Raw genomic sequence first — 24720 nt, forward strand, 5'->3', positions numbered from 1 at the left:
ATGCCTTTCGCCACTGTCAACGGCGTGAAACTGCATTACCGGATCGACCGTGCCGCACGCGACGACGCGCCGTGGCTCGTTTTCTCGAACTCGCTCGGCGCCGATCTGCAGATGTGGGCGCCGCAGATCCGCCCGCTCACGCAGCACTTCAACATCCTGCGCTACGACACGCGTGGCCACGGCCATTCCGACGCGCCGGCCGGTTCGTACACGATCGAGCAACTGGCGGGTGACGTGATCGGCCTGCTCGACCACGTCGGCATCGACTGCGCGCATTTCTGCGGCATCTCGATGGGCGGGTTGACGGGCGCCGCGCTCGCCGCGCGCTACCCGTCGCGCATCGTGCGCGCGGTGCTGTCGAATACCGCCGCGAAGATCGGCTCGCCGGAAGTGTGGGCGCCGCGTGCGCAGAAGGCGCGCGCCGAAGGGATGGCCGCGCTCGCCGACGCCGTGCTGCCGCGCTGGTTCACCGACGCATTCGTCGAACGCGAACCGCGCCTGTTCGATGCGATCCGCGATACCTTCGTGCATACCGACAAGGACGGCTATGCGGCGAACTGCGACGCGCTCAACGCGGCCGACCTGCGCGAGGAAGTGAAGGGCATCGCGTTGCCGGTGCTCGTCGTGACCGGCGCGAAGGACATGTCGACGCCGCCCGACCAGGGCCGCGCGCTTGCCGCCGCGATTCCCGGTGCGCTGCACGTCGAATTCGACGCCGCGCACATTTCGAACATCGAGTGCACCAGCGGTTTCAACCGCGCGTTGCTCGATTTCCTGACTGCGTGAGGCACCGGCGATGGACGACCAGGAACGTTATGAAGCAGGAATGAAGGTGCGCCGCGCGGTGCTCGGCGACGCGCACGTCGACCGTTCGATCGAGAACCGCACCGAGGTGACCGACGAATTCCAGAATCTGATCACGCGCTATGCATGGGGCGAGATCTGGACCCGCGACGGGCTGCCGCGTCATACGCGCAGCCTGCTGACCATCGCGATGATGGTGGCGCTGAACCGCGGCGAGGAATTGGCGCTGCACCTGCGCGCCGCGCGCAACAATGGCGTGACGCGCGACGAGATCAAGGAAGTGCTGCTGCAGACCGCAATCTATTGCGGCGTGCCGGCCGCGAATTCCGCGTTCCATCTCGCGGACAAGATCTTCAAGGAACAGGATGGCGCTGCTGGTTAAGCGCCGGCAGTGATCCGATCGCGCGGCCCGCTGATGCTGGCGAGCCGTGACGATCAGCGAGCGCACCGGCAGCGAATCGGTGTGTGAACGAAGGAAAGGCGCGGCCATGAGGCCGCGCTTCTTGCATATATCAATGTTGGATGCGACCGATCGAGCGCTGACGCGCCCACTTCGGCCGACAAGGAGACTAGCGATGAATCGCACACCCGTGGTCGATGTCCAGACCTTCATCAACGAGCAGCCGTTCGGCGGCTTTCAGTGGCTCGTGTTCCTCATGTGTTTCGTGATCGTGCTGCTCGACGGCTTCGATACGGCCGCGATCGGCTTCATCGCACCGTCGTTGCTGGGCGAATGGAACCTCACCAAGCCCGATCTCGCGCCCGTGTTGAGCGCCGCGCTGTTCGGCCTCGCGTGCGGCGCGCTCGTGTCGGGCCCGCTGTCCGACCGCCTCGGCCGCCGCTCGCTGCTGCTCGGCTCGGTGTTCCTGTTCGGCGTCGCGTGCCTGATGTCGGCGTTCTCGAACACGATCGGACACCTGACCATCCTGCGCTTCATCACGGGCGTCGGGCTCGGCGCGGCGATGCCGAACGCGGTCACGATGATGGGCGAATTCTGCCCGGACAAGCGTCGCGCGACCGTGATCAACCTGATGTTCTGCGGCTTCCCGCTGGGCGCCGCGTTCGGCGGTTTCCTCGCTGCGTGGATGATTCCGCATTTCGGCTGGCGCAGCGTGCTGATGCTGGGCGGCGTGACGCCGCTGCTGCTCGGCGTGTTGTTGCTGCTGAAGATGCCGGAATCGGTGCGCTTCATGGTCGCGAGCGGCCAGTCCATCGACAAGATCCGCGCCACGCTCGCGCGCATCTCGCGCGACGCGCTGAACGCCGGCTCGTTCGCATTGACCGAAGCCGCGCCGCAGACGGGCGGCAAGGGCCTCGGCGTCGTGCTGTCGCGTTCGTACATCGTCGGCTCGGTGATGCTGTGGCTCGCGTACTTCATGGGCCTCGTGATCTTCTACGCGTCGATCAACTGGATGCCGATTCTGCTGAAAGATGCGGGGCTGACGCCGAAGAGCGCGACGCTGATCTCCGCGCTGTTCCCGCTCGGCGGCGTGGGCGCCGTGCTGTGCGGCGTGCTGATGGACCGCTTCAACGCGAACCGCGTGATCGCCGTGTGCTATGCATTGACGGCGGTGAGCGTGTATGCGATCGGGCAGGCGGCCGGCAACGTCGGCTTGCTGGTGCTGGTCGTGTTCGTGGCCGGCGTGCTGATGAATACCGCGCAATCGTCGATGCCGGCGCTGGCCGCCGCGTTCTATCCGACCGAAGGGCGCGGCACGGGTGTCGCGTGGATGCTCGGCGTCGGCCGTTTCGGCGGGATCGCCGGGTCGTTCCTCGTCGCCGAACTGACGCGCCGGCACTTCTCGTTTGCGGGTGTGTTCGCGACGATTGCCGTCGCGGGCGTGCTCGCGTGTGTCGCGCTGTTGATCAAACAAATGGCGCGGCCGCATGGCGTGGCGCACCCGGCAGGCAAGATCGAGTCGCTCGGGCATTGAGCGACGGGCGGGCCGGTGCGTGGCGCCGGCCCTGTGCAGGATCGATTCAGGCCGGTCGCGAGCGGAGCGACCGGCGCACGACAGCAGACCGGGCCGCTTTCGCGGCCCGTCGACATTTCGGCCGTCGTACCGTTATTCCTCCGCGTCGTGTTCCTTGACGAAGTTGCGCAGATACGCGCGCAGCGCGGCTTCCCGGCCGCGATGATCGTCGTGGTTCGCGGCGCCCATGCCTTCCTCGTCGCCGAACAGCGTCGGCGGCGCGCAGTAAGTGCCGACTTCGATGTTCTCGCGCAGCACGCGGATATCGTGCGTGAGCGGGTGATATTCGGCGATCCAGTGCATGCCTTCGATGTGCTCGCCCGCTCTCAGCATTGGCTTCATCAGCAATCTCCATGCAGAGCAGCGGTGCAACCGCCGAAGCGGCTGCACGCGCCCGTATCGAAAGGGTACGCCTGCATCACGTGAAGCTCAACGGGCACTTGTGAGCGCTCACTGCGGCAGCAAATGGGCGACGAGCGGATACAGCGACAGGATCAGCAGCACGGCCATCGTCACGTTGAAGACGCGCAGCGCGCGGGGATTCGACAGGAAGCGGCGCAGGCCGAGGCCGAACGCGGCCCACAGGCAGATGCACGGGAAGCCGATCAGGACGAACACGACGGACATCCATGCGGCGTTCATCCCGTAATCGGCGGACAGCCGGATCGTCGTCGCGGCGGTCAACACCATCATCCACGCCTTCGGATTGACCCACTGAAACGCGGCGGCCTCGATGAACGTCATCGGCCGCGGCTTGGCGCCGTGCGCCTTCACTTCGCCCGACGTGCCGATGCGCCACGCGAGGTACAACAGGTACGCGACGCTCGCGGCTTCGAGGATCGTGTACAGCAGCGGCAGGCGCTTGAACGCTTCGCCGAGGCCGAAGCCGACGCACAGCATCAGGATCGCGACGCCGATGCTGATGCCGAACAGGTGCGGCATCGTGCGGCGGAAACCGAAGTTGACACCTGAGGCGAGCAACATCGTGTTGTTCGGGCCGGGCGTGATCGACGTGACGAGCGCGAACAGCATGCCGGCGGGCAGCGCGCTGAGGGTGAGGAATTCCATCGCGGATTCTCCATTCGGTTCGAGGCTGGGATGGAGATCAGTGTAGCGACGGTTTTCTGTACAGTACCGGTACAGTTGTGTTGTCGATTGCCGGTACGGGGATGTTGAATCCCTTTGTGTGTACGAAAGGGGGGCGCGCAGCAGGGATACTTCCTCTTCATTTGGGACGGACATCTCTACATTTTCGGCGCGTTGCGACACGCGTCCGGCCTATCCACGCACACCCGCATTCAGAAAGGTGGGCAATTTGCCTATCAAATTGTAAGAAATGATGCCCGGATGAGCTCGATATTGGGCTTATTCAAAGCCGCATCGACGAGGGGTATTTTCAAAATTTGGGAGAAGCTGAATATTCTATTTTCTAGGCGGGCGTTAAACCTGATGTTTTTACGAGGTGCGCAATTCCTTGAGTATCGAATGATGTCGATTGGTAATTGTAAAAATGCGAGCTGTATGTGCGTTTCCAAATTGAAAGCACGACAGAGGCGTCCGGCAAAGTAGACGTATGGGAAGGGACTGTTATGGATGGCTAGTGAAATTCTTCTTGCGCTACTTAAATTTGTTAACTTAGGATTGAGACTCGTCGAATCAGGAATGCTTATATCCAGAACGGGAAATCTTTCAAATTCCTTTGGCTTGGCCGCCGCGAGAAATGGTCTTGCACGGACGTAATAGCTCGCATGAATCACGATCGGACGGGGAGCGGGAACTGTCGTTTTCGCATGCTGAAGCGAAAGCCAATAAATTTCTGCGAAATATTTAATCGATGCCTCTCCATGTTCGTGAGTAGGCTGAGCAGAGTTGCGTCCATATTTCTTTGTTGGGCGGTACTGTGGCTTAGGCTTTCTGCATCGCGTAACTATATCGACGATATGGCTCGATGGGATATTTCAGATGTCAGTTTGTGTATGTCCCGTGATCGATGCTTTCATGGTTTGATGGATTTGCAGTTTGCAGTGTTGTATGGGCCGTATTCCGGTTGAGTGTAGTGTCGATGGTTTTCTATCCGGCGCTCGGATCATGGGTCGTGTTGAATTCATGAGCGTAACGATACGTTGATCGCATTTCGTTGGTCTAGAGAGGGCTGAATAAAATGTTGATTGGAAATTCTGATGGCAAAAAAAAATATTCGGACAACTATCGGATTTTTGATGTCGCGTCGGCCGAATGGCGCGACTGGCGCTGGCAGCAACGGAACACCATCCGGGAAGAAGCATCGCTACGCGAGGCCTGCGGGGGCTGGTCCGACGAACTGAGTTCGCACATTCAAAGCAATCTGAACGGCCGCAAGCTACAGATCACACCCTATTACCTCCGCTTGATTCGCGAATCGCAGGGCGACACCGACGCCGACATCGTCCGGAATCCGCTATGGCGTCAGGTCGTTCCGTTCTGGAGTGACGAAATCGTCGGAGGATACGATGGCGAATCGGAAAACTGGGAACTGGCGCATGAAATGAAGACGCCGATTTGTCAGCACAAGTACGACAATCGCGTCATTTTGCGCATGGTAAACACGTGCAATTCGTATTGCCAGTTCTGCTTCGAGGCGCTCCGCACGCTTGAAGTCAATAGCGAAAAGACCAACGCCAGCCGGGACACGTTCGGCGAAAGCGTGGCCTATATCAAGCAGAATCCGGCAATCGAGGAAGTTATTCTGAGCGGCGGCGACCCGTTGATGCTCTCCGACGCCAAGCTCGACGAGCATCTGTCCGCCCTGCGCGACGTCGGACGCGATCTCCTGATCCGAATTCACTCCAGATCGCTCACCTTCAATCCGTACAGGGTCACCGATCAGTTGGTCGCAATGCTCGATCGGCATCGGGTGAACGCATTCGGCGTTCACGTTTGCCATCCGGACGAACTCAGTCCGGCCTTCACGGACGCAGTGAAGCGGATTCGGTCGGCGGTGCCGATCGTATTTTCCAACATGCCATTCCTGCGCGGCATCAACGACGACGAGGAGACGCTGCATCGGCTCTTCATCGAACTGTATCGCCGCGGCGTCAAACCGTACTACCTGTATCACTTCATGCCGTTTTCGCCGGGCGCGTCGGTCTACAAGGCCTCGATCCGCGACGCCATCCGCATCATGAACCGACTGAAGCGGCGCGTTTCGAACGTTGCGATGCCCGAGTATGTGCTGCCTCATGCGAAAGGAAAGTTTACGGTGCCGCTGTTCGAAGGCCAGGGCGACATCCCGCAGTTTGTAGAAACCGGCGAACAACGCATCTACCGGTTCGTCAACTGGCAGGGCGAAACGTGCGACTGGATCGACAACTGAACGGGCGCTGAGCGGTGTGCGGACTGATTTCTCATCCAGGTGAAAACATGCGACAAGACGCGGTTTTGTTTGTGCAAATCGAGGGCTCCTTGCTGTCGTTGACCAGCTATCGTGATTATCACTTCGAGGTCGCTCGCAAGATGGGTCTCGCGTGCCTGACGGCCGTCGTGCGCCGGCACGTGCCGACGGACGGCGATGCACGCGCGGCGCGCGACGACACATGGTGGCTCGATTCGCTTTCCGTCGAGTCGCTGCTGAGATTGCTCGAGCGTCTGGACGCGCACTATGACGTGGAGGCCGTCTTTTGCTATGCGGGGCAGGCGTCGGCCTATGGGGAGGTGGGCGCGGTGGTTGCCGAGGTTTGCCGGATGACCGGCCGAGTCCATTCTCCGTCGGCGGCCGTCGCCGCCTGCAACAACAAATTCCTGATGCGTGCGGCGCTGGAGGAACGGGGAGTACGGTCGATTCGACACGCAATGTGCAGCGATGTCGACGCGTTGCGAGAAGCCGCCGACACTGTGGGCTATCCGCTGATCGCGAAACCGCCTTACGGCGCGGGCTCGGCCTTTACCGCCAAGTGTCGCGACTGGAACGAATTGCGCGATCACTATCAGCGATTCACCGCGCAACATGGTCAGGCAGTGGTTTCGGACTACTACGGCATGCCGCACGACGTCCACGCCCGTGACGGCGCCCCGGTTCACTATGAGCCGGGCAAGAGCATTCTGCTTGAACAGTACATCGACGGCGTCGAAGGCAGCGTCGAATGCGTGATCGTCGACGATCAGGTTTATCCGGTGCTGATCAACGAAAAGCTGATCCTGACGGAGAAGCGCGGCACGGTGCTGGAAAACCTGCTGATCTCGCCACCGGTGTCTTTTCCGGCGCCCGCGATTGTCGAGATCAATCGGTATGCGATCGATTGTCTCAAAGCGATCGGCCTGCGCAACGCGATCGTCCACCTCGAATTCCGTCTGTCGCAGACCGGCCCGATCGTCATCGAGATCAATCCTCGGCTCGGCGGCCTTTATGTGAACGCGGCGCTCAAGGACATCGCGGGCCTCGACCCGTACGAGCTCTATCTGCGGATGCTGACACGGGCTTCCGGGCTGCACGAACGCATGCGAAGCGCCTGTGAACGCGCGGCGGACGGGCGCCAGCATTACTCGATGTTCGCGTTGTTTCCAGAGGCGAGCGGAACATTCAACGGAATCCGCGGGCTCGATTCCGTCATCGGCGATCCGGCGATCATCGAATGCAAGGTCGCCTGCCCGGTCGGTAGCGAGGTCCGGGCGGACATCGAGGAAAATTATCTGCTGAAGGGCTGGGCGGCAGTGAATGGGCGCGATCATGCGATCGATCTCTATGACCGGATCGTTCGCGATCTCGAGCCGGAAATCGTTTCCTGAACGAATGGCCCGACTCACGGGAGACACGATGTCCATCGATACCGTCATTGACGAGTTGAATCGCAACGGCTATTGCCATGCACCACGCTTCCACGGCGTGATCCGCTGCGATGGCGACGAGGTCGTTGCGTTCAAGCGCCACTGGGAACGCCTTGTCGTCGACGAGAACTATAAGCGCTACACGCGACGCGAACGGCGCTTCCTGCTGTATCGCTTCAAGCCGGGCCAACCGTTGGAAATTGACCGGAACACGAATTTCGAGCCAACCGCGACCTACGATGTGGACTACGTGCCGGGCGTCAATCGCTTGACCTATGCCGAGGACTCCTTCATAGAAAGTGCGATTCTCCGCCAGTTGCTGGACGTCGACATCGCTATCCTGGGGGAGCGGCTGGTTGCGGGGTGGGAGTACAAGATCGATGTCCATCTGTTCCGGATCATTGCGGAACAAGGTGAGGTCAGTCCGACCACATCGGGGATTCACCAGGACGGGTTGGAATGGGTCTTCATGCATTTCATCGACAGTCGCAATATCCGGCCGGTCGTATCGGAGATCCACGCGTCGAAAGTTTCCACCGTTCCCTTGTTCGCACGGCCGCTGACGGATTTCCTCGATACCGTGATCGTGAACGATGCCGTGCTGTACCACAGTGCCAATGCCGTTCAGCAAGCCAACCCGGACGAACTCGCGTTCCGGGACATGTTGCTGATTTCCTTTTCCTCAGCGAGATGAGCTGCCATGAAATCCGAGCTGGTTCTAGAAAAACGCGCTTCGTCTTCGTTGGCGCAGTTGTACGTCTGGTTGTCGTTCAAGACGATCTCGGACATCAGTTCGACGATGATCAGCATCGTTCTGGCGACCTATGCGCTCGAGGTCACGGGCTCCGCCGCGCTGCTGGGCTTGACGATGGCGTCGCGCCTGCTGGGTGCGGTGGCGGGCGGCGCCGCGGTGCCGCGGCTGAGCCGGTTCTCCCGCCGTACCCTGATCTTCGCCGCGGAAGCGGGCAGTGCACTGGCGATCGGCGTGCTGGCCACGTCGTCGCGTGCCGCCGACGCGTCGCTCATCTATTTCGTGCCGTTCTTCATCGGCCTTTTCCAGGGGATCTACCGGGTGTCCATCATGTCCGAGGTGCCGGAAATGGTGGGGCAGGAGGGCCGGCATCGTTTCAATGCGGTCCTCAGTGCGACCGATGGGGTGTCGGTGGTCGGCGGTAGCCTGCTCGCATCTGTGATTACGCAGTACCTGGCCTACAAGAGCGTATTCCTGATCGATTCGATCACGTTCGCGATCTCCGCCATCGCATTTCTGATGCTGGTGGGCAACATGCCGCGCCGGCATCGACCGGCCGAGGAGACGCACGCTGCGGCCGAGGCCGGCGCACTGCCGCGCGGGGCGCGTTATCTGTCGGTCATCGTGATGCTGGTGATCTGCGCGCGCTTCGTCGAAGCGTTCGGCTCGGGTACGCACAATGTCGGCTTCCCGATCAGGTCGCAGCTGTTCGACCCGAATCAGCCCGCGTTTCTGTATGGCTGGCTGATGGCTGTGTGGGGCGTCGGACGGCTCGTTTCCGCGGCAGTGACGCCGCGCTTGCTGGAGCGTCTCGAATCGCGTCACCAGCCACTCGAGCCGTATTTCATCGCGTTGCTGATCCTGACCTTCGCGTGCTTCCTCGGCGTCTTCGAGGTGCGTGGCATGTCGGGGATGTTGGGCTTCGTCTTGCTGGCGGGCATTTTCGACGCCGCCACGGAGACGATCTACTATTCGCTCCTGCAGTCGACGCCGGCCGCGTCGCGCGATCGCGTGATCGGTATCTCGTACGTTGCCGAGCGCACCGGCCTCGGATTGGGCATGCTGGCGGTCGGGTTCGTGTTCTCCCGGCTCGGAACGGACGTGACGGCACTGCTGTTCTACGGTGGCTCCATCGCGCTGGCCGGCGTGGCGTTCGTGGGCGTCAAAAGACGGCTGGCGCAGGGGGCAGCGGTCGGGCAGGTCGACTGATTCCGGATGTGTTCCCTGGTTCGTCAAGGCGACCCGAGACATCTTCTCCGAGCGCCCGCAACGGGCGGACGAGCGTCAAACAATCAAAGAGGCTTCCGCCGCTGCCCTGCCGTCGGCGAGGTCATGAGCCTGCATGCCCCCGCGCTGCGCAGCCGGCACAGGGTGACGACGGCCGTCAGCGCTACGCAGGTACCCGGCAGGGTTCTACCTATCCCAGACGAACGATAGATCGCTAGCGCTCCGGCGACTCCTCGGGCGCAGACGTCACGGCGGGCGGCAACGGGCGATTCGCAATCTCTGTCGCTTCAGTTCGCGGCACACCCAGCGTCTGCAAAAGGGATGAAGCTGCCCGCTCGGCAAAGCCGTTCTGACTGTACCCGATCATGTTCAACATGTCGGTAACCGGCTTCTCGTCCGCATCGAATCGGAGCTCGATCGCAATGGCGGTCAGTACCGCGCCCCCGACCGTGATCACGCTCATCAGCGGGTCGCTTGCCGAGAATCTCCCCGCGAGGATGCCTTTCTGAATATCCCTCAACAACCGCGGTCCGAGGCCGCGGCTGAGCGCTCGCATGGACAACCCTTCGCGCAGGAGAAATTGTCCCCAGACCGGCTCGCTTCTGGCTCGCAGCAATGTATGGCGCAGCGACACGGAAATGATCTCGGCCGGGTCGGTGAGGCTGCCTGCGATACGGTCCAGGGTATCCGCGAACTCCTCGAACACGATTTCCAGAACCGCGGCATGAATCGCTTCTTTCGATTCGAAGTGGTTATAGAACGACCCGAAGCCCACGTCCGCGGCTTCCGTGATTTCATTGATCGCGACACCTTCCATCCCCTTTTGCGCCATGAGTACGAAGGCGGCGTCCAGCAGGCGCGCCCGCGTCTCGCGCTTTCGGCGCGCGCCTCGCGGCTCACGAACCTCGGGGCTCGACGGCGCTTGCCCGTTCGGGGCGGCCGGCGACGGTGTTCTGGTGCGACGGGAGGTAGTGTTGGGCATCGGCATGCGCATGGGTTCGATGTTCGAGTATACGTTCGAACGTCAAAATTGACAAAGTTATCAGTTATGACTCTAATGTCATCGAGACGGCCTGCAGCGGCCAGTCCGAAGAATTGGAGGCAGAACGGTGGTGGAGACAAAACTGACGTGCGAGCCGGGCGTCCATGAAGGCAACGACGACGCGAGCGCTTCCGGCGGCCGCGACTTGCCATCGGATGTAGACGTGCTTGTGGTGGGCTGCGGCCCCGTCGGCGCGGCGATCGGCGCGCTTCTTGGCCGGGATGGCGTGCGTGTGCTTGTCGTCGACCGGGCGGCGGAGATCTTCATGGCGCCGCGTGCGATCGCGCTCGACAACGACGCGCTTCGCATCCTGCAGTACATCGGGGTGAGCGAAGCCGACCTCGATACGGTGGCGATCCCGTACGTCCGGATGCGCTCTCCCTGGTTCGGCGAGTTCGGTCGCATCAATACGCTGGGGAGCGTGGATGGCCATCCGAAGCTCGTGACGTTCTATCAACCGGACCTGGAGCGATGCTTGCGTGCCCGACTGGCCGCGCACCGCACCGCCCGAATGGCGCTGGGTGTGACGCTCGTCTCGCTCGACGAGCACGCCGATCACCTCGCCGCCACGCTCGACGGCGGGCAGGGCGCGCGGCACGTCGTGCGCGCTCGCTACGTCGTCGGTGCCGATGGTGCCAGCTCGATCGTGCGCCAGTTGATCGGACAGGATTTCAAGGGCAAGACGTTCGCGGAAGACTGGTTGATCGTCGACGCGCGAAACGTGCGCCGACCCATCGACCATGTCGAGTTCATCTGTGACCACCGGCGGCCGACGCCTCATATGACCGCTCCCGGTGGGCGTGAGCGTTGGGAATTCATGCTCCATCCCGGCGAGACGCGAGAGGAAATGGAATCCGACGAACGCATCCGCGAACTGCTCGCGCCGTGGGGCGGCATCGAGGACATCGTGATCGAACGCAAGGCCGTGTACCGCTTTCATGCCCGAACCGTCAGGGCCTTCAGCAAAGGACGCGTTTTTCTTGCAGGCGACGCCGCCCATATCACTCCGCCGTTCGCTGGCCAGGGGCTCGTCGCCGGTCTGCGCGATGCCGCAAATCTCGGCTGGAAACTGGCGTGGGTCGTCAAAGGCCACGCAACCCAGAAAATTCTGGACTCCTACGATCGGGAACGCCGGCCGCACGCGAAGGCGATGATCGGCGTCGCGAAATTCATGGGCAAGCTCGTGATGCCGCGAAATGCCGGGATCGCGTTGTTCACGCATGGTCTGATGCGATTGACACGGCTCGTTCCGCCGCTGCGGAATCACTTCGACGAGCTCGGAATCAAGCCGAAGAATGCGTTCCGGAGCGGTCTGTTCGTCCCCGGCCATTCATCCACGCGGCTCGTACGCGGCGCGGCGCTGCCGCAGGGATGGCTGCGCAAGCACGATGGCGCGATCCGCCTGAGCGACGACGTGTTCGGTAGCGGTCTCGCGTTGATCGGATTCGGACGGGACCCAGGCGTCGAACTCGACGCCGGCGCGCGAGCCGCGTTCATTGCGGCGGGGGGCGTCGTGGTGCGGGTCGTGCACCGCGGGCAACGCCTTCATCGCATCGACAACGACGGATGGGAAGACCTGGACGGTACGTTCATGCCGGGTGTCGTGCGGTTTGGCTGGGCGGCCGTGATTCGGCCGGACAAAACGGTCCTGCACGAAGGCCCGGTAGCCGACTCGACCCGTCTCGTTCTCGAATCCCTGCGATTGCTTGGTGCGCGCACGTCGTTGTCGTCGCTGACTGATCACGTTGCCCAGCCGATTTCCTGAGGCCCCCATGAAGCTCACTACTGCACAACCCGCACGGAGCCCCAGCCGACGACGAAGGCCCGGGCGCTTTCCTATCTGATGTTCGAGCGTCCCGATCTCGAACGGGCCGAACGATTTCTCAACGATTTCGGCCTGCGGACGGTATCCCGTGACGGCGATCAACTGTTCCTTCGGGGCACGGCCGCCACACCGTTCTGCTACGTCGTCCGGCGGGCTGAAAAAAACCGCTTCGTCGGCTTCGGGCTCGAAGTCGACGGCATCGACGCACTGCGAAAGCTTGCCGACGTGCCGGGCGCGTCGGACGTGGAGCCGTCGCCGTGGCCCGGTGGCGGGCATCGCGTCACGCTCGTCGATCCGTCGGGTTTTCGTGTCGACGCAGTCGCGGGACAAGCGCGGGCCGGCGCCCTGCCGCACCGGTCGGCGTTACCGTTCAACTCGCCCGATTCCATCGTTCGCGTGAACGATACCCAGCGTCCGCCGCTGGAAGTGCCGGAAGTGATTCGCCTCGGTCATGTCGTGCTCGAACTCGCCGATTTCCAGGCGACCTGCGCGTGGTACACGTCTCACTTCGGCTTCATCCCGAGCGACGTTCAGGTGTTGCCGGATGGCTCGCCCGCCGTCGCGTTCCTGCGACTCGATCGCGGGGCGACACCCGCCGATCACCATACCCTGGCATTGGCACAGGGATTCGCAGCGCTGTACAGCCACTCGGCATTCGAGCTGGTTGACGCGGATGCCGTGGGGGTCGGGCAGCGTGTGCTGAGCGAAAGAGGATGGACGCACGCATGGGGAATGGGGCGCCACATTCTCGGAAGCCAGGTCTTCGACTATTGGCAGGACCCGTGGGGCGACAAGCACGAACACTATTGCGATGGGGACATGTTCACGGCGGACGTGGCGACGGGCATCCACGAAGTCAGCCGTGAAGCGATGTCGCAGTGGGGCCCGCGGATGCCGCGCAGCTTCACCAAACCGAAGATCACCGCGGCGAGCATCGCATCGCTCATCCGAAACCTCCGGACCAGTCCGGACGTCACGTTCGCGAAGCTGCGCACGCTCGCGAAGCTGTTTGCGTGACCTTCATCTTCACTCAGACCTGTTCGAGGCATCTTCATGGCATTGCACGTCTTGCACTACCGGCATCAGGGGCGCGCCCAATGGGGCGTGGTGAGGCATCACCGGATCACACCGATACCGGGCGACTACTCGACCACTGGCGAATTCGTGCGAGCCCATCGGATCGATGAACTCGCCGCGCTCGGTGGAGAAACGATTTCCGAGTCGGACGTCGAGTGGCTGTCGCCGGTCACGCGCAATCAACGGTTCGTTTGCCAGGGCGCGAACTATCGTCAGCACATGATCGAGTCCGGCATGAACCCGGATGCGAAGTCATTCAACATGATCTTCACGAAGGCGACGAGCTGCATCGTCGCCGCCGATTCCGACGTCATCCGGCCGCAACATGTGCGGTTTCTGGACTACGAGATCGAACTGGGGCTCGTGCTTCGCCGCGATATCACGTCCCGGCAAGCCATCACGGACAAGAACCTGCACGAGTACGTGGCCGGCCTCGTGATCGTCAACGACTATTCCGCACGCGATATCCAGATTCCCCAAATGCAGTTTTACAAGGGAAAAAGCTATCGGACGTTCGGGCCGGTCGGGCCGTATCTGTGCCTGCTGGAGGCCAGCGATATCGCGCGGCTGCGCGCGCTGACACTGACACTGACCGTGAACGGGGAAGTGAGGCAGAGCGATTCGACCGGGAACCTCGTATACGGTCCGGCCGAAACGCTCACGGAGCTTTCGGGTGTTCAGGATCTGAACGCCGGTGACTTGCTTGCAACGGGCACGCCGTCCGGATGCGCGCTCAGCATTCCGTCGCCGGCGAAGCAACGGATTGCCGCGTTGCTGCCGGAGCACATGAAGTGGCGGATGTTCACGAAGGTTCAGGCCGCTCGCCCGCAGTACCTGAAGGCCGGGGATCTGGTCGAAGCACGGATCCGGAGCAGGGACGGGGCGATCGACCTCGGTGTGCAACGCAACCGAATCGTGGACGAGCGCGCATGAACGCCATCGCAACCGAAGCGGACGTGCTTCGGATCGAAAACCAGGGGCCGCCCGACGACCTCCCGGCCAGCACTTACGAGATGATCGGCCGCGGTGCGGCGATCGACCCGAGCGCGCCGGCCTTGTCGTTTTTCCTGCGCGCGGACGATCATCGCAAGCCATTGCGCTGGACCTATTCGGCGCTTCTGCGGGATATCACCCGCGCCGCGAACCTGTTTTCGCGCCTGGGCATCGATCGCCACTCGGTGGTCGCCTACGTGCTGCCGAACTTGCCGGAGACGCATTTCGTCATCTGGGGCGGCGAAGCGGCCGGGATCGTATGCGCAATCAATCCGTTGCTGGAGGGACCGGCGATCGCATCGCTGCTCAAGGCCGCAAACGCAAAAGTGCTGGTGACGCTGGCACCCTTTCCGGGAACGGATATCTGGTCGAAGATCCATCCCGTCCTGAGCCAGGTGCCGTCGCTGCAAAGCCTCGTCCTGGTCGATCTGGCCGAGCGAGTGCAGGGGTGGCGCCGAATGGCCGCACGCGCGATGCAGCGTCGCGAATGCAAGCGGTTGCACGGGTGCGCGGGCGTGCGCGGCGCCGTTCCGCGCCACATCGAGATCCACGATTTCGACCGTGCGATGTCGCGTGAATCCGGCGATTCGCTGCTGATCCCCCGGCGTTTCGAAGCCGACGACATATCGTCCTACTTCTGCACGGGCGGCACGACGGGATTGCCGAAAATCGCGATTCGCCGGCACGGCAACGAGGTGGCCAATGCGTGGAGCGTCGGGCAGGTCGTCGGCGCCGGGATGGGCCCGGGGAAGACCGTTTTCTGCGGACTGCCGCTGTTCCATGTCAATGCCGTGCTGGCAACGGGCCTGGTGCCGTTCTCGCGTGGCGCACATGTGGTGCTGGGCACGCCACAGGGCTATCGCGGCGACGGCGTCGTCAAACGATTCTGGGAAATCGTCGAGCACCACAGGATCAACTTCTTCAGCGCGGTGCCGACCTTGTATTCGGCATTGCTCGACGTGCCCGTCGACGGTCGGAATATCGACTCGCTCGAGTATGGGCTCTGCGGCGCCGCGCCGATGCCCGTGGAAGTATTCCGCACGTTCCAGGATCGCACCGGGGTCCGGATTCTCGAAGGTTACGGGCTCACCGAGGGCGCATGCGTGAGCAGCGTCAATCCGCCAGGCGGCGAACGGCGTCTCGGTTCGATCGGTTTGCGCATCCCTGGCCAGATGATGAAGGCGGTGATGCTCGACGACGCCGGCCGCTACGTGCGCGATTGCGTCGAGAACGAAGTCGGTGTGCTGACGATTTCCGGGCCGAACGTGTTCGCGGGCTATCTTCAGGAAGATCAGAACAAGAGCCTGTGGCTCGATCTCGGCGACGGCCGGCAGTGGCTCAACACCGGGGATCTCGCGCGGCGCGATGCGCAGGGCTACTTCTGGCTCACGGGGCGCCGCAAGGAGCTCATCATCCGGGGCGGGCACAACATCGATCCGGCGACGATCGAAGAACCGCTGCACCGCCACCCGGCAGTGCAGATCGCCGCGGCAGTCGGACGTCCCGACGTGCATGCAGGCGAGCTGCCGGTCGCCTACGTGCAGTTGAAAGCCGGCGCAACGGCAACCGAGACGGAGCTCGACACGTTCATACGCAGCTCGATCGGCGAGCGTGCCGCGATTCCGAAGCGGATTCATATCGTCGATGCGATGCCGCTCACGGCGGTCGGCAAGATCTTCAAGCCCGAACTCAAACGATGGGAGACGTTCGACGCACTGATTTCCGCGCTGAAGGATGCCGGCGTCGAGGGTGCGCGGGTGAGCATGGTGGACGATCCGGCGCGCGGGCTCGCGTTGCATGTGGCGCTGAGCGATCGCGCGCAGATAGCGAAGACCAATACGGTGCTGGGGCGCTTCCCGTTTGCCTTTTCGACTTCTGTCGAACCCGAACATCACTGATTGTCGATGCTCGGAGCGTTTGGGGTTGAAGTAAGCAAGTAACTTTGGAATCCGAAGTGACTGAAAAATGGAATCTTGATTGACGAAGCAGCGCCCGATGCTTTTGGCGTCGCGCGTCATAAGCGCAGGACCGGCCCGCAAGTCATGCCCGGCGCACGGGAATGAAGACAGGTTTCACGATTCTTGAACACCAACACCAAAATCTGGAGACAATCATGAAGCGAATCAGCGCAGGAACCGTCGTACTGGTCGCGGCCATCTCTGGCGCGCATGCTCAATCAGCCGGTCAGTGGGTAGTCAATGCCGGCTGGTCCCATTTCGCGCCGCAGGGGTCGGCTGATCCGCTGACCGTCAATGCGCTCGGCCAGTCACAAGTGATGACCGGCAGCGGTGGGGAGATCGCAAGCGGCGATACGTTCGGACTGACCGCGACGTACTTCCTGACCGACCATATCGCGGCGACGACGGTCATGGGTTTTCCGCCGACATGGCACTTGAACGGCGCAGGTACGCTCAGCGGTTTCGGCGAGCTGGGGACCGCGCGGGCCTGGAGTCCGGCGATCATCTTCAACTACTACTTCGGCCAGCCGAATGCACGGTTCAGGCCGTATCTGGGCGCCGGCGTCACCTACACGTGGTTCAGCAACATCAAGCTCAGCAACCCCGTTTCCACCGGCCAGATCTATTTCTCGCCGACCGTCGGGACAGCGCTCGAGGGGCCGACATCCGTGTCACTCAGCAATTCCTTCGCGCCCGTCGTCAACGGCGGCCTGACGTACAACATCGATTCTCACTGGTCGATCAACGCGTCGGTGGCGTATTCGTGGGTATCGACGCGCGCCACGCTCACTACCCGGTCATCCGTCGGCACGGTCACGAGCACCAGCAAATTCCGCGTCAATCCGATCGTGACGTTCCTGTCGGTCGGATACCGCTTCTGAACCGCATCGGCCAGGACACGCCGCACGCGTGCTGCAGTCGCCGCCTTGCGCGGCGACGTGACGATCGCCGTCGAGTTTCAGCGGCGCATGGCCTGACCGCGGACGTCTCGTGATCGTTGCTCGCGAGATGCGTCGAGTGCGGCCGGAACATTGAGGAGGACTAACCCGAACGATGGATATGACCCACGTGGTGCCGATGATGAATGTGACACCGACGTTAGGAATGTTCGAGCACGCGCTCTATCGGCATAAGTGACAAAAATATCAGTATTGAGTTTAATGTCACCAAATGTTGTGGCCGGCCCCCACGGGGCGTGGTTACCGCTCTCGGCGACGACGGCGTTGGGGGTGACTTGATCCCAAGGGAGCGAACTCGCAGCGGGGGCGCCCCGAACCGTCTTACGCGGGTGTTACCCGGGGAGGGAGAGGTGAGGTCGATTAACTGTGTTTACGCCGCCGCGCTCATCGCGGGATGGGCAGCGCCCCATGCGCATGCCGAACTGGGCGGCGCACCGATATCGCTGTCCGCCGCCGATCATGCGGCGAAAGTGCGTGTGATGCGGCCTGCGAATCGGGCGGCCGATGGCCTGACGGCGAGTCCAGCCGTGTACATCGTCCGTGAATCCACGCTCGAATCTGGAACCGTGATCCGCGAATACACATCGGGCGACGGAATCGTCTTCGGCGTCGCGTGGCAAGGGCCGACGGTTCCCGATCTCGCGTCGGTGTTCGGCAATTATCTTCGCGATTACAGGGCGGGCGTGGAAGCCGCGCATGCAAGTCGTGGCTGGCGTACGCCGGTATCTGTTTCGACGCGCAATCTCGTGATCAAGACAGGAGGGCACATGGGCGCATTTTCCGGGCAAGCCTGGTTGCCGCCCGCGCTTCCGTCCGGCCTGACCGGTAACGATATCCTGTAACTCCGATGAAAATGATCATGAGCATTTTTCGTACGGTCGTCCGGTGGTTCGGCATATTCAGCTTGATGATCGTTTCGACAGCTTTCCTGGTCGCGTGCGGCGGCGGCGATTCCGGTTCCGGCGAAACGGGCGCCAGTAGTTCTGGCACATCGGACGGCAACACCGGGAATACCGCCATCATTACGGTTGCGCGAGGCGTTGCACGCGTCGTCAACATTCCGACCGTCAACATCAAGATTTGTGCGCCCGGAACGTCAAGTTGCCAGGTGGTGTCCAATGTGCTCGTCGACACGGCATCGTATGGCTTGCGGATCGTACGTGATGCCATTCCGAGCGTTATCGACAGTCTGCCTAAAACAACCACGAGCGACGGAGCGACGCTTTCCGAGTGCGGCAAGTTCGTTTCGAGTTATACGTGGGGCACGGTTCGAACGATCGACCTTGCCATTGGCGATGAACGTGCGCGTTCCTTGCCGGTGCAGATCATCGGCGATCTCGGAACGGATAACGTGCCAAGTTCCTGTACAAACGGGAATGAATCGGCGAACTCGGCCACGGCGCTTGGTGCAAACGGCATTCTTGGAATTGGCCCGGCGCCGTATGATTGCGGCGCACCCTGTGTGAAGGTCGCGTCGTTGAGCAACTACTACGCGTGCGCGGACGGAAACTCGAGTTGCGAACAAGTCACCGTGCCGCTATCGCAACAGATCAGCAATCCTGTCGGTCAATTTGCCGTAGACAACAACGGCGTGATTGTACAAATGCCGCAGATTTCAGAAGACGGTCGGGAAAGCGCGACGGGCTCGTTGATTTTTGGCATCGGCACGCAAAGCAACAATGCATTCGGTGCCACCACGAAGCTGATGTCGACGACGACGGGTGATGTGCCGGGAGCATTCCTTTCCAGAAAGGTCACCGCGTTCTTCGATACCGGATCAAATGCGAATTTCTTCGATGACTCGTCGCAGATTACGTGTACCAGAAACACGCGATTCTATTGCCCGTCAACGACGACCACTTATGCCGCGACCCTGGTTGGGCTCGACGGCACGGTGAGCATGATTTCCCTGTCCGTGGCAAACGCAGATACGTTGTTCTCGAGGAGTTCGACATATGCATTCAATGACGTCGCCGGTCACTTCGGATCGTCCTCCTGGCTAGATCTCGGGCTGCCCTATTTTTACGGTCGGACAATCTATTTTGGTCTGGATCGTTCGGCGGAAGGCGGGTCTGCGCCTTACGTCGCATACTGATGCCTCGAGCAGGGCCGGATACTTGTCATTGATCTTCAATCGGTCGGAAATTGCGTCACCGAAGGCGATGGGTATTGGATCGGGGTGAGACCGGCCCGTCCAGTCGGTCTGCTCAAGCGCTTATCGGCACGCGGCCATTCGCCCCTTCATGCACTTGAACCACAGCCTCACGGCCCCGACCCCGCCCGCCACCGGGATGCGCGGCAACAGAAACGGATCGTCGGTCGCACCGGCGCATCCGCGCCGGGTCGTCGTCGCGTTGCCGTAACCGGCAGCGATGACTTGATTGCGCACGCGCGCGTCGAGATCACCGTACGGATAGCAGAACGATTCGACGCATTGCCCGCTCAGCATTTCGAGTTGCCGCTTCGATTCGGTAAGCTGAAAGTCCGAAACAGGCGCCGGCACATACGACAGCGCGACGTGATCGAGCGTATGCGAGCCGATTTCATGGCCGTGATCGCGCCACGCTAGCATGTCCTCGCAGGTCATCAGCGGCGAGCGCGTGGTCGGCGCGCCAGCATCCCAGTCGTTCGCGCCGCCGAACCGTCCGGCGACGAAGTAGCAGGTCGCGGTGAATCCGAGTGCGTCCAGCACGGGCATCGCATGCGTCAGCACGTTGAGAAAGCCGTCGTCGAACGAAATACCGAAGACCTTGCCCTGCCGCTCCCCGCGCAGGTACGGCTGCAGTTCGCGCACGCTCACGCCGCGGTAGCCGAGCTGCCGGAACAGCGTCATCTGGCGGCGGAACGCGTTGGGGGCGACGCTCAGGCTGCGCAGCCGGTCGGTCGGCGGCGGCAGCGGGCGGATCTGGTGATACATCAGGATCGGATAGCGTGGAGTGCGCGCAAGCATCGGGCGGATCGCAGGAAAGCGGGATTACGCGGCCTTGCGGAAAATCCGCAGGGTCTTGAAGTCGCCGACCTCGGCGAAATCGGCACGAGCGGCCCATTGCGCGATGATCGGCTCGGCCTTCCGGTAGGCCGACGAGCCCTTGTAGAACAGTAGATGGCCATTGGGTGCGGTATGGCGCGCGAACAGGTCGAGTACCGCTTCGTCGGTCTTCGCGCCATAGCGGCTGTTCGCTTCGTCGCGGAATTCGCACAGATGAAACAGCGTGACGACGTCGAACGTCGGCAGCAGGTTCGAATGGCTCGTATAGATGTCGCCGAAATACGCGAGGTAGGTCTTGCTCACCTCGGGCTGCCGCGTGACGAGATCGACGTACGACTTGTATTCCTTCGGCGATGCCGTCACGCCGAAGACGGTGTTGTTCAGATGCGGCCGTGCGCATTCGACGCCGACATGGTGATGCCCGCCGGTACCGAAGTGATAGATGCGGATGCCCTTGAGGCGCACGGATTCCAGCCATTCGACGAAGTGCACGTCGCACGGACATTCCTGCGTGCGCAGGTCCCAGTACTTCTTCCAGATATTCATTGCCATTTCGTGGATCTCAAGGAGGTCACCCAGCGATAGGGGTTGTGTCGAATCGATTTGTGATAGACGGACAAGGTCGCGTCGACGAACGCGTCGAACGAGAATTCGCGCTTGCCTTTCAGCCGCGCGCTGCGCCCCATCGCACGGATGCAGCCGGGCTCCTGCACGATCGCGCGCAGGATCGCTTCGATTGCCGCGGGCTCGCGCGGCGGGACGACCCAGCCGTCCACGCCCGGTTCGACGTTTTCGGGCAGCCCGCCCACGCGCGTCACGATCGCGGGGCAGCCGAGCGACATCGCTTCGCGGCACGCATACGACAGGCTCTCGTGGTACGACAGCACGAACGACACGTCGATGATCGAGAACGGCGCCCGCACATCGTCGAGGCGCCCGGTGAACGCGGTGCGCGACGCCATGCCATGCCGCGCGAGTTGCGCGCGCTGCTCGCCGGACGGCTCCGCGCCGACCAGCAGCACGCGAAACCGCTCGCGCTCGGTTTCGGGCAGGCGGCCGAGCGCGGCGATCAGGTCCATCCAGCCTTTTTCGGGCGCGGTGCCGGCGCTGCTGCCCAGCACGATCGCATCCGCGCCGGACGTGCCGAACAGCGCGATCTTGCGGCGGCGGATCTCGTCGGCCGCGAGTCGTTCGGCAGCGGGCCGGCGCACGCCGTGCTTGACGACCGTGACGTTGCCGTACGGCGAGCGCAGCGCGAGCATGCTGGCGACGTAGTCGCTGACCGCGATCGTGTGGTCGGTGGCCAGCCGGGCGCGCAGCAGGTTGCCGAAGCTGTCGGCGCGATAGGTGTTGTGCTTGGTCAGCACGACCGCCGGCCGATACCGGCAGCCGAGCAGCGCCAGCATCACCTGCCGATGATCGGCGGACCCGTTCACGTGGATCACATCGAAGCGCTCGGCGGCGATCCGCTGGCGCAGCCTGAGAATCTCCCGGCACAGCTGGTTCCAGCGCGGCTTGAATTCCATGTCGAAGATCGCCACGCGGGGACTGTCCTTCAGCAGTCGCGACAGGCGGCTGCCTTCCGGCGACGCCACGGTCACGCGGTGATGGCGGCTCATCGCGACGGCGAGATCGCGGACGTAGGTGTCCTGGCCGCCGCCGTAATCGCCGTGGAAGTTGGTGTACAGAATGTTCATCACGATGCCGCTTTTTTATCGATCCGTCATTTAAGAGGAATACTGATGAAATGCCGGACTCGATCTGATGGAAGCCATGGCGCGAACGCGGTGCCGCGTTTCCGGCCCGGGATTGCGCGTTGACGTCGGCGCACGGCGTCAATGCGAATCATTTCCAAATATTACAGATCGTTTACGTGCCGTAGTGTCGAGGTCTGCGCATCTTTGTGAGAATGTGTCGCGATCGCTGAATCGTGTCGCCCCGGGCGTGACGATCTCTCGCGGGACCGCTACCTGCAACGGCGGCGCCGGATTTGATCCCGACAGGTACCTTCCCTATAATGCGACGATTTAGTCCGGTTATTTCGGGAAGCATGGCGCGCACACGAAACGAAAACCTTCACCAGCAACGCCGCGAGCAGATCCTCACCGCGGCCGCCCGGGTCTTCAAGGCCAAGGGGTTCCACGGCGCGCGTACGGAAGATATCTGTGCGGCGGCCGACATGAGCGCGGGCGCGGTGTTCCGGTATTTCGCCGACAAGCGCGAGATGATCGACGCGATCATCGCGGTCGAGGTCGAGCGTTATACGCAGGACTTCGATCGCATCCTCAGCAAGGACGGGTTGCGTTGGCTGGCCAACATCACGGCCGACGAACTGACCGGGATGCTGGCGCAGGGCGATGACGGCCTAGGTGTCGACAGCTGGCTCGAACTCGCGCGCGATGCCGAGCGCCGCCCCGATATCGTCGGGCTCGACCGGAAGATGCGCGCGGATCTCGCGGGCTTGCTGGCGAGCGGCCAGGCCGAAGGCTGGGTCCGGCCATCGCTGAATCCGGCAGGCACGACGAACATCGTCTTCGCGATGTTCAACGGCCTGTGGCTCGACCGCAGCCTCGGCACGTCCGTCGACATGGCACGGACGGCCGCCGCGCTCGGCGATTTCTTCCGCACCTACGTACTGGTTGCCTGACGCCCGACATGGCCGGCGCGCCGCGTTGACGCATTCGCCCGCCCGCCGTGCCTTTCCGGGCAAGCTGCGTCCTACCTGATCCGCTGACATTCCCCGGCATCCGGCCGCACCGGAAGCCGGCCGGACCGCGACACCGGCCGTTTCCCGACGACATCAGGACGCAAATCAACTCGCGGGGCTTTCAGATTTGAAAGCCGGTGCACCATTTGCGTTAGAATGCCCCCCCTTGTCCGTCCTGGCGACCGCCCGACGCGGACAGGTACCCGCATGGAGACACAGGTTTCGATTCGCAGCCGGACGCGAATGATCGACCCGCCGTCAGCAACATACGCCTTGTAATTTGGACCACTAATGAAGAAGAAGCACAACATTACCAAGTACATCGTTGTCGCGATGATGCTTGGTATCGCCGTGGGTTACGCCTGCCATAGCGCGTTTCCCGACCCGAAGATGGCGAAGGAAGTCGCCGGCTACGTGTCGTTGCTGTCCGATGTATTCCTGCGCTTGATCAAGATGATCATCGCGCCGCTGGTGTTCGCGACGCTGACCGTCGGCATCGCGCAGATGGGCGACGGCGGCGCGGTGGGCCGCGTGGGCGTCAAGGCGTTCGGCTGGTTCTTCATCGCGTCGTTCACGTCGCTGCTGCTCGGTCTGCTGACCGCGACGCTCCTGCAGCCTGGCAGCCACCTGAGCCTGCCGCTGCCGCCGTCCGATGCGGCGCTCAACCTGAAGACGGGCGCGTTCACGCTGAAGGATTTCGTGGTGCACCTGGTGCCGAAGTCGATCGCCGAGGCGATGGCGAACAACGAAATCCTGCAGATCGTCGTGTTCTCGATCTTCTTCGGCACCGCGCTGTCCGCGCTCGGCGAATCGGGCAAACGCCTGACCGGCGTGATCGACGATCTCGCGCAGGTGATGCTGAAGGTCACGGGGGCGGTGATGGGGTTCGCGCCGGTCGCGGTGTTCGCGGCACTCGCGTCGACGATCACGACCGAAGGGCTCGGCATCCTGCTCACGTTCGCGAAGTTCATGGCGAGCTTCTATCTGGCGCTCGCGCTGCTGTGGGCCGTGCTGACGCTGGCCGGCGTGACGTTCCTCGGCAAGCGCGCGTTCACGCTGATCCGGCTGATCCGCGAGCCGTTCCTGCTGTCGTTCGCGACGGCCAGCTCCGAGGCCGCGTATCCGAAGCTGCTGGACGCGCTCGATCGCTTCGGCGTGAACCGCAAGATCTCGAGCTTCGTGCTGCCGATCGGCTATTCGTTCAACCTCGACGGCTCGATGATGTACTGCACGTTCGCGGTGCTGTTCATCGCGCAGGTATACGGCATCCATCTGCCGCTCGGCACGCAGATCACGATGCTGCTGATGCTGATGGTGACGTCGAAGGGAATGGCCGGCGTGCCGCGCGCGTCGCTGGTCGTGATCGCGGCGACGCTCAACCAGTTCAACCTGCCCGAAGCCGGCTTGCTGCTGATCATGGGCGTCGACATGTTCCTCGACATGGGGCGCTCGGCCACCAATGCCGTCGGCAACTCGATCGCCGCGGCCGTGGTCGCGAAGTGGGAAGGGCAGCTCGACGCGCCGCGCGACGACGACGATTCGGACGGTGCGCGCGTCGCCGAGGTGAAGGTGCGGGAAACGTCGGCATGATGCGTGGCAAATGCGGCAGTGCAAC

At 62.5% G+C, this 24720-nt stretch carries 21 protein-coding genes and 1 pseudogene; 16 read left to right on the plus strand and 6 right to left on the minus strand.

The window, feature by feature from the left end; translation table 11 throughout:
- From pcaD to SY91_RS26750, 3 genes are all read left to right on the plus strand, one after another.
- The gene (gene pcaD / locus SY91_RS26740; RefSeq protein ID WP_011548708.1) at positions 1–786 is read left to right on the plus strand and encodes a 3-oxoadipate enol-lactonase; all 786 of its coding nucleotides are present in this window, start codon (positions 1–3) and stop codon (positions 784–786) included.
- Between the two features lie 10 nt (positions 787–796).
- Complete coding sequence (gene pcaC / locus SY91_RS26745) at positions 797–1186, plus strand: 4-carboxymuconolactone decarboxylase (protein WP_011356714.1); 390 nt, start codon at positions 797–799, stop codon at positions 1184–1186.
- Positions 1187–1379: 193 nt separating this feature from the next.
- A complete protein-coding gene (locus SY91_RS26750) occupies positions 1380–2738 on the plus strand; it encodes an MFS transporter (RefSeq protein ID WP_023474922.1) in 1359 nt (452 codons plus the stop codon).
- Positions 2739–2870: 132 nt separating this feature from the next.
- On the opposite strand, the gene SY91_RS26755 is transcribed toward SY91_RS26750, so the two are convergent.
- Both SY91_RS26755 and SY91_RS26760 read right to left on the minus strand, forming a co-directional pair.
- Positions 2871–3119, minus strand: coding sequence for a hypothetical protein (locus tag SY91_RS26755; RefSeq protein WP_011548706.1), 249 nt, complete (start codon positions 3117–3119; stop codon positions 2871–2873).
- Between the two features lie 108 nt (positions 3120–3227).
- A complete protein-coding gene (locus SY91_RS26760) occupies positions 3228–3845 on the minus strand; it encodes a LysE family translocator (RefSeq protein WP_023474920.1) in 618 nt (205 codons plus the stop codon).
- A 1093-nt stretch (positions 3846–4938) separates the two neighbouring features.
- On the opposite strand from SY91_RS26760, the gene SY91_RS26765 reads away from it, so the two are divergent.
- From SY91_RS26765 to SY91_RS26780, 4 genes are read left to right on the plus strand one after another with little or no spacing between them, the layout of a single operon-like run.
- Positions 4939–6129 carry a KamA family radical SAM protein gene (locus SY91_RS26765; RefSeq protein ID WP_023474919.1) on the plus strand — a complete coding sequence of 397 codons (1191 nt, stop codon included), beginning with the start codon at positions 4939–4941 and terminating at the stop codon, positions 6127–6129.
- A 47-nt stretch (positions 6130–6176) separates the two neighbouring features.
- Complete coding sequence (locus SY91_RS26770) at positions 6177–7538, plus strand: acetyl-CoA carboxylase biotin carboxylase subunit family protein (protein WP_043886558.1); 1362 nt, start codon at positions 6177–6179, stop codon at positions 7536–7538.
- Between the two features lie 28 nt (positions 7539–7566).
- Positions 7567–8271 carry a 2OG-Fe dioxygenase family protein gene (locus tag SY91_RS26775; RefSeq protein ID WP_023474917.1) on the plus strand — a complete coding sequence of 235 codons (705 nt, stop codon included), beginning with the start codon at positions 7567–7569 and terminating at the stop codon, positions 8269–8271.
- A 6-nt stretch (positions 8272–8277) separates the two neighbouring features.
- The gene (locus SY91_RS26780) at positions 8278–9537 is read left to right on the plus strand and encodes an MFS transporter (RefSeq protein WP_023474916.1); all 1260 of its coding nucleotides are present in this window, start codon (positions 8278–8280) and stop codon (positions 9535–9537) included.
- A gap of 232 nt (positions 9538–9769) precedes the next feature.
- On the opposite strand, the gene SY91_RS26785 is transcribed toward SY91_RS26780, so the two are convergent.
- Positions 9770–10549 (minus strand): TetR/AcrR family transcriptional regulator, encoded by a 780-nt coding sequence (locus SY91_RS26785; RefSeq protein ID WP_043886556.1) that lies wholly within the window; start codon positions 10547–10549, stop codon positions 9770–9772.
- A 118-nt stretch (positions 10550–10667) separates the two neighbouring features.
- Here SY91_RS26785 and SY91_RS26790 point away from each other — a divergent pair, with 118 nt between their 5' ends.
- From SY91_RS26790 to SY91_RS26820, 7 genes and pseudogenes are all read left to right on the plus strand, one after another.
- On the plus strand, positions 10668–12362 hold the full coding sequence (locus tag SY91_RS26790; protein WP_023474914.1) for a bifunctional 3-(3-hydroxy-phenyl)propionate/3-hydroxycinnamic acid hydroxylase: 1695 nt from the start codon (positions 10668–10670) through the stop codon (positions 12360–12362).
- A gap of 7 nt (positions 12363–12369) precedes the next feature.
- A pseudogene (locus SY91_RS26795) lies at positions 12370–13439 on the plus strand (VOC family protein).
- A 36-nt stretch (positions 13440–13475) separates the two neighbouring features.
- Positions 13476–14432, plus strand: a complete 957-nt coding sequence (locus SY91_RS26800; RefSeq protein ID WP_043886550.1) for a fumarylacetoacetate hydrolase family protein — start codon at positions 13476–13478, stop codon at positions 14430–14432.
- Entirely contained in the window at positions 14429–16390 is a 1962-nt protein-coding gene (locus tag SY91_RS26805) for an acyl-CoA synthetase (protein WP_023474911.1), read from the plus strand. The genes SY91_RS26800 and SY91_RS26805 overlap by 4 nt, the downstream gene beginning before the upstream one ends.
- A gap of 215 nt (positions 16391–16605) precedes the next feature.
- Positions 16606–17331, plus strand: a complete 726-nt coding sequence (locus SY91_RS26810) for an OmpW/AlkL family protein (RefSeq protein ID WP_006480084.1) — start codon at positions 16606–16608, stop codon at positions 17329–17331.
- Positions 17332–17759: 428 nt separating this feature from the next.
- Positions 17760–18251 carry a DUF2844 domain-containing protein gene (locus SY91_RS26815; protein WP_043886548.1) on the plus strand — a complete coding sequence of 164 codons (492 nt, stop codon included), beginning with the start codon at positions 17760–17762 and terminating at the stop codon, positions 18249–18251.
- A 17-nt stretch (positions 18252–18268) separates the two neighbouring features.
- Positions 18269–19504 carry a DUF3443 domain-containing protein gene (locus tag SY91_RS26820; RefSeq protein WP_043886605.1) on the plus strand — a complete coding sequence of 412 codons (1236 nt, stop codon included), beginning with the start codon at positions 18269–18271 and terminating at the stop codon, positions 19502–19504.
- A 120-nt stretch (positions 19505–19624) separates the two neighbouring features.
- Here SY91_RS26820 and SY91_RS26825 read toward each other — a convergent pair whose 3' ends face one another.
- The 3 genes from SY91_RS26825 to SY91_RS26835 are packed head-to-tail and all read right to left on the minus strand — an operon-like array spanning position 19625 to position 22095.
- Positions 19625–20359 (minus strand): polysaccharide deacetylase family protein, encoded by a 735-nt coding sequence (locus SY91_RS26825; RefSeq protein WP_023474907.1) that lies wholly within the window; start codon positions 20357–20359, stop codon positions 19625–19627.
- Positions 20360–20383: 24 nt separating this feature from the next.
- On the minus strand, positions 20384–20944 hold the full coding sequence (locus SY91_RS26830) for a hypothetical protein (RefSeq protein WP_023474906.1): 561 nt from the start codon (positions 20942–20944) through the stop codon (positions 20384–20386).
- Positions 20941–22095: a glycosyltransferase gene (locus SY91_RS26835; protein ID WP_023474905.1), complete on the minus strand. Its 1155-nt coding sequence runs from the start codon at positions 22093–22095 to the stop codon at positions 20941–20943. The genes SY91_RS26830 and SY91_RS26835 overlap by 4 nt, the downstream gene beginning before the upstream one ends.
- A gap of 293 nt (positions 22096–22388) precedes the next feature.
- On the opposite strand from SY91_RS26835, the gene SY91_RS26840 reads away from it, so the two are divergent.
- Both SY91_RS26840 and SY91_RS26845 read left to right on the plus strand, forming a co-directional pair.
- Positions 22389–23045: a TetR/AcrR family transcriptional regulator gene (locus tag SY91_RS26840; RefSeq protein WP_260632451.1), complete on the plus strand. Its 657-nt coding sequence runs from the start codon at positions 22389–22391 to the stop codon at positions 23043–23045.
- A gap of 351 nt (positions 23046–23396) precedes the next feature.
- Positions 23397–24695 carry a dicarboxylate/amino acid:cation symporter gene (locus tag SY91_RS26845; RefSeq protein ID WP_023474903.1) on the plus strand — a complete coding sequence of 433 codons (1299 nt, stop codon included), beginning with the start codon at positions 23397–23399 and terminating at the stop codon, positions 24693–24695.
- Positions 24696–24720 lie beyond the last annotated feature (25 nt).

It is taken from the genome of Burkholderia cenocepacia, from assembly GCF_014211915.1.
Lineage (GTDB): Bacteria > Pseudomonadota > Gammaproteobacteria > Burkholderiales > Burkholderiaceae > Burkholderia > Burkholderia orbicola.

Bases quoted from the DNA above. Each gene is read 5' to 3' on its own strand.
- SY91_RS26780 (WP_023474916.1), top strand. From the start codon at position 8,278: ATGAAATCCGAGCTGGTTCTAGAAAAACGCGCTTCGTCTTCGTTGGCG.
- SY91_RS26800 (WP_043886550.1), top strand. From the start codon at position 13,476: ATGGCATTGCACGTCTTGCACTACCGGCATCAGGGGCGCGCCCAATGG.
- SY91_RS26770 (WP_043886558.1), top strand. From the start codon at position 6,177: ATGCGACAAGACGCGGTTTTGTTTGTGCAAATCGAGGGCTCCTTGCTG.
- SY91_RS26765 (WP_023474919.1), top strand. From the start codon at position 4,939: ATGTTGATTGGAAATTCTGATGGCAAAAAAAAATATTCGGACAACTAT.
- SY91_RS26825 (WP_023474907.1), bottom strand. From the start codon at position 20,359: ATGCTTGCGCGCACTCCACGCTATCCGATCCTGATGTATCACCAGATC.
- SY91_RS26820 (WP_043886605.1), top strand. From the start codon at position 18,269: ATGAGCATTTTTCGTACGGTCGTCCGGTGGTTCGGCATATTCAGCTTG.
- SY91_RS26810 (WP_006480084.1), top strand. From the start codon at position 16,606: ATGAAGCGAATCAGCGCAGGAACCGTCGTACTGGTCGCGGCCATCTCT.
- SY91_RS26760 (WP_023474920.1), bottom strand. From the start codon at position 3,845: ATGGAATTCCTCACCCTCAGCGCGCTGCCCGCCGGCATGCTGTTCGCG.
- SY91_RS26785 (WP_043886556.1), bottom strand. From the start codon at position 10,549: ATGCGCATGCCGATGCCCAACACTACCTCCCGTCGCACCAGAACACCG.
- SY91_RS26755 (WP_011548706.1), bottom strand. From the start codon at position 3,119: ATGAAGCCAATGCTGAGAGCGGGCGAGCACATCGAAGGCATGCACTGG.
- SY91_RS26845 (WP_023474903.1), top strand. From the start codon at position 23,397: ATGAAGAAGAAGCACAACATTACCAAGTACATCGTTGTCGCGATGATG.
- SY91_RS26835 (WP_023474905.1), bottom strand. From the start codon at position 22,095: ATGAACATTCTGTACACCAACTTCCACGGCGATTACGGCGGCGGCCAG.
- SY91_RS26830 (WP_023474906.1), bottom strand. From the start codon at position 20,944: ATGAATATCTGGAAGAAGTACTGGGACCTGCGCACGCAGGAATGTCCG.
- pcaD (WP_011548708.1), top strand. From the start codon at position 1: ATGCCTTTCGCCACTGTCAACGGCGTGAAACTGCATTACCGGATCGAC.
- SY91_RS26775 (WP_023474917.1), top strand. From the start codon at position 7,567: ATGTCCATCGATACCGTCATTGACGAGTTGAATCGCAACGGCTATTGC.
- SY91_RS26805 (WP_023474911.1), top strand. From the start codon at position 14,429: ATGAACGCCATCGCAACCGAAGCGGACGTGCTTCGGATCGAAAACCAG.
- pcaC (WP_011356714.1), top strand. From the start codon at position 797: ATGGACGACCAGGAACGTTATGAAGCAGGAATGAAGGTGCGCCGCGCG.
- SY91_RS26750 (WP_023474922.1), top strand. From the start codon at position 1,380: ATGAATCGCACACCCGTGGTCGATGTCCAGACCTTCATCAACGAGCAG.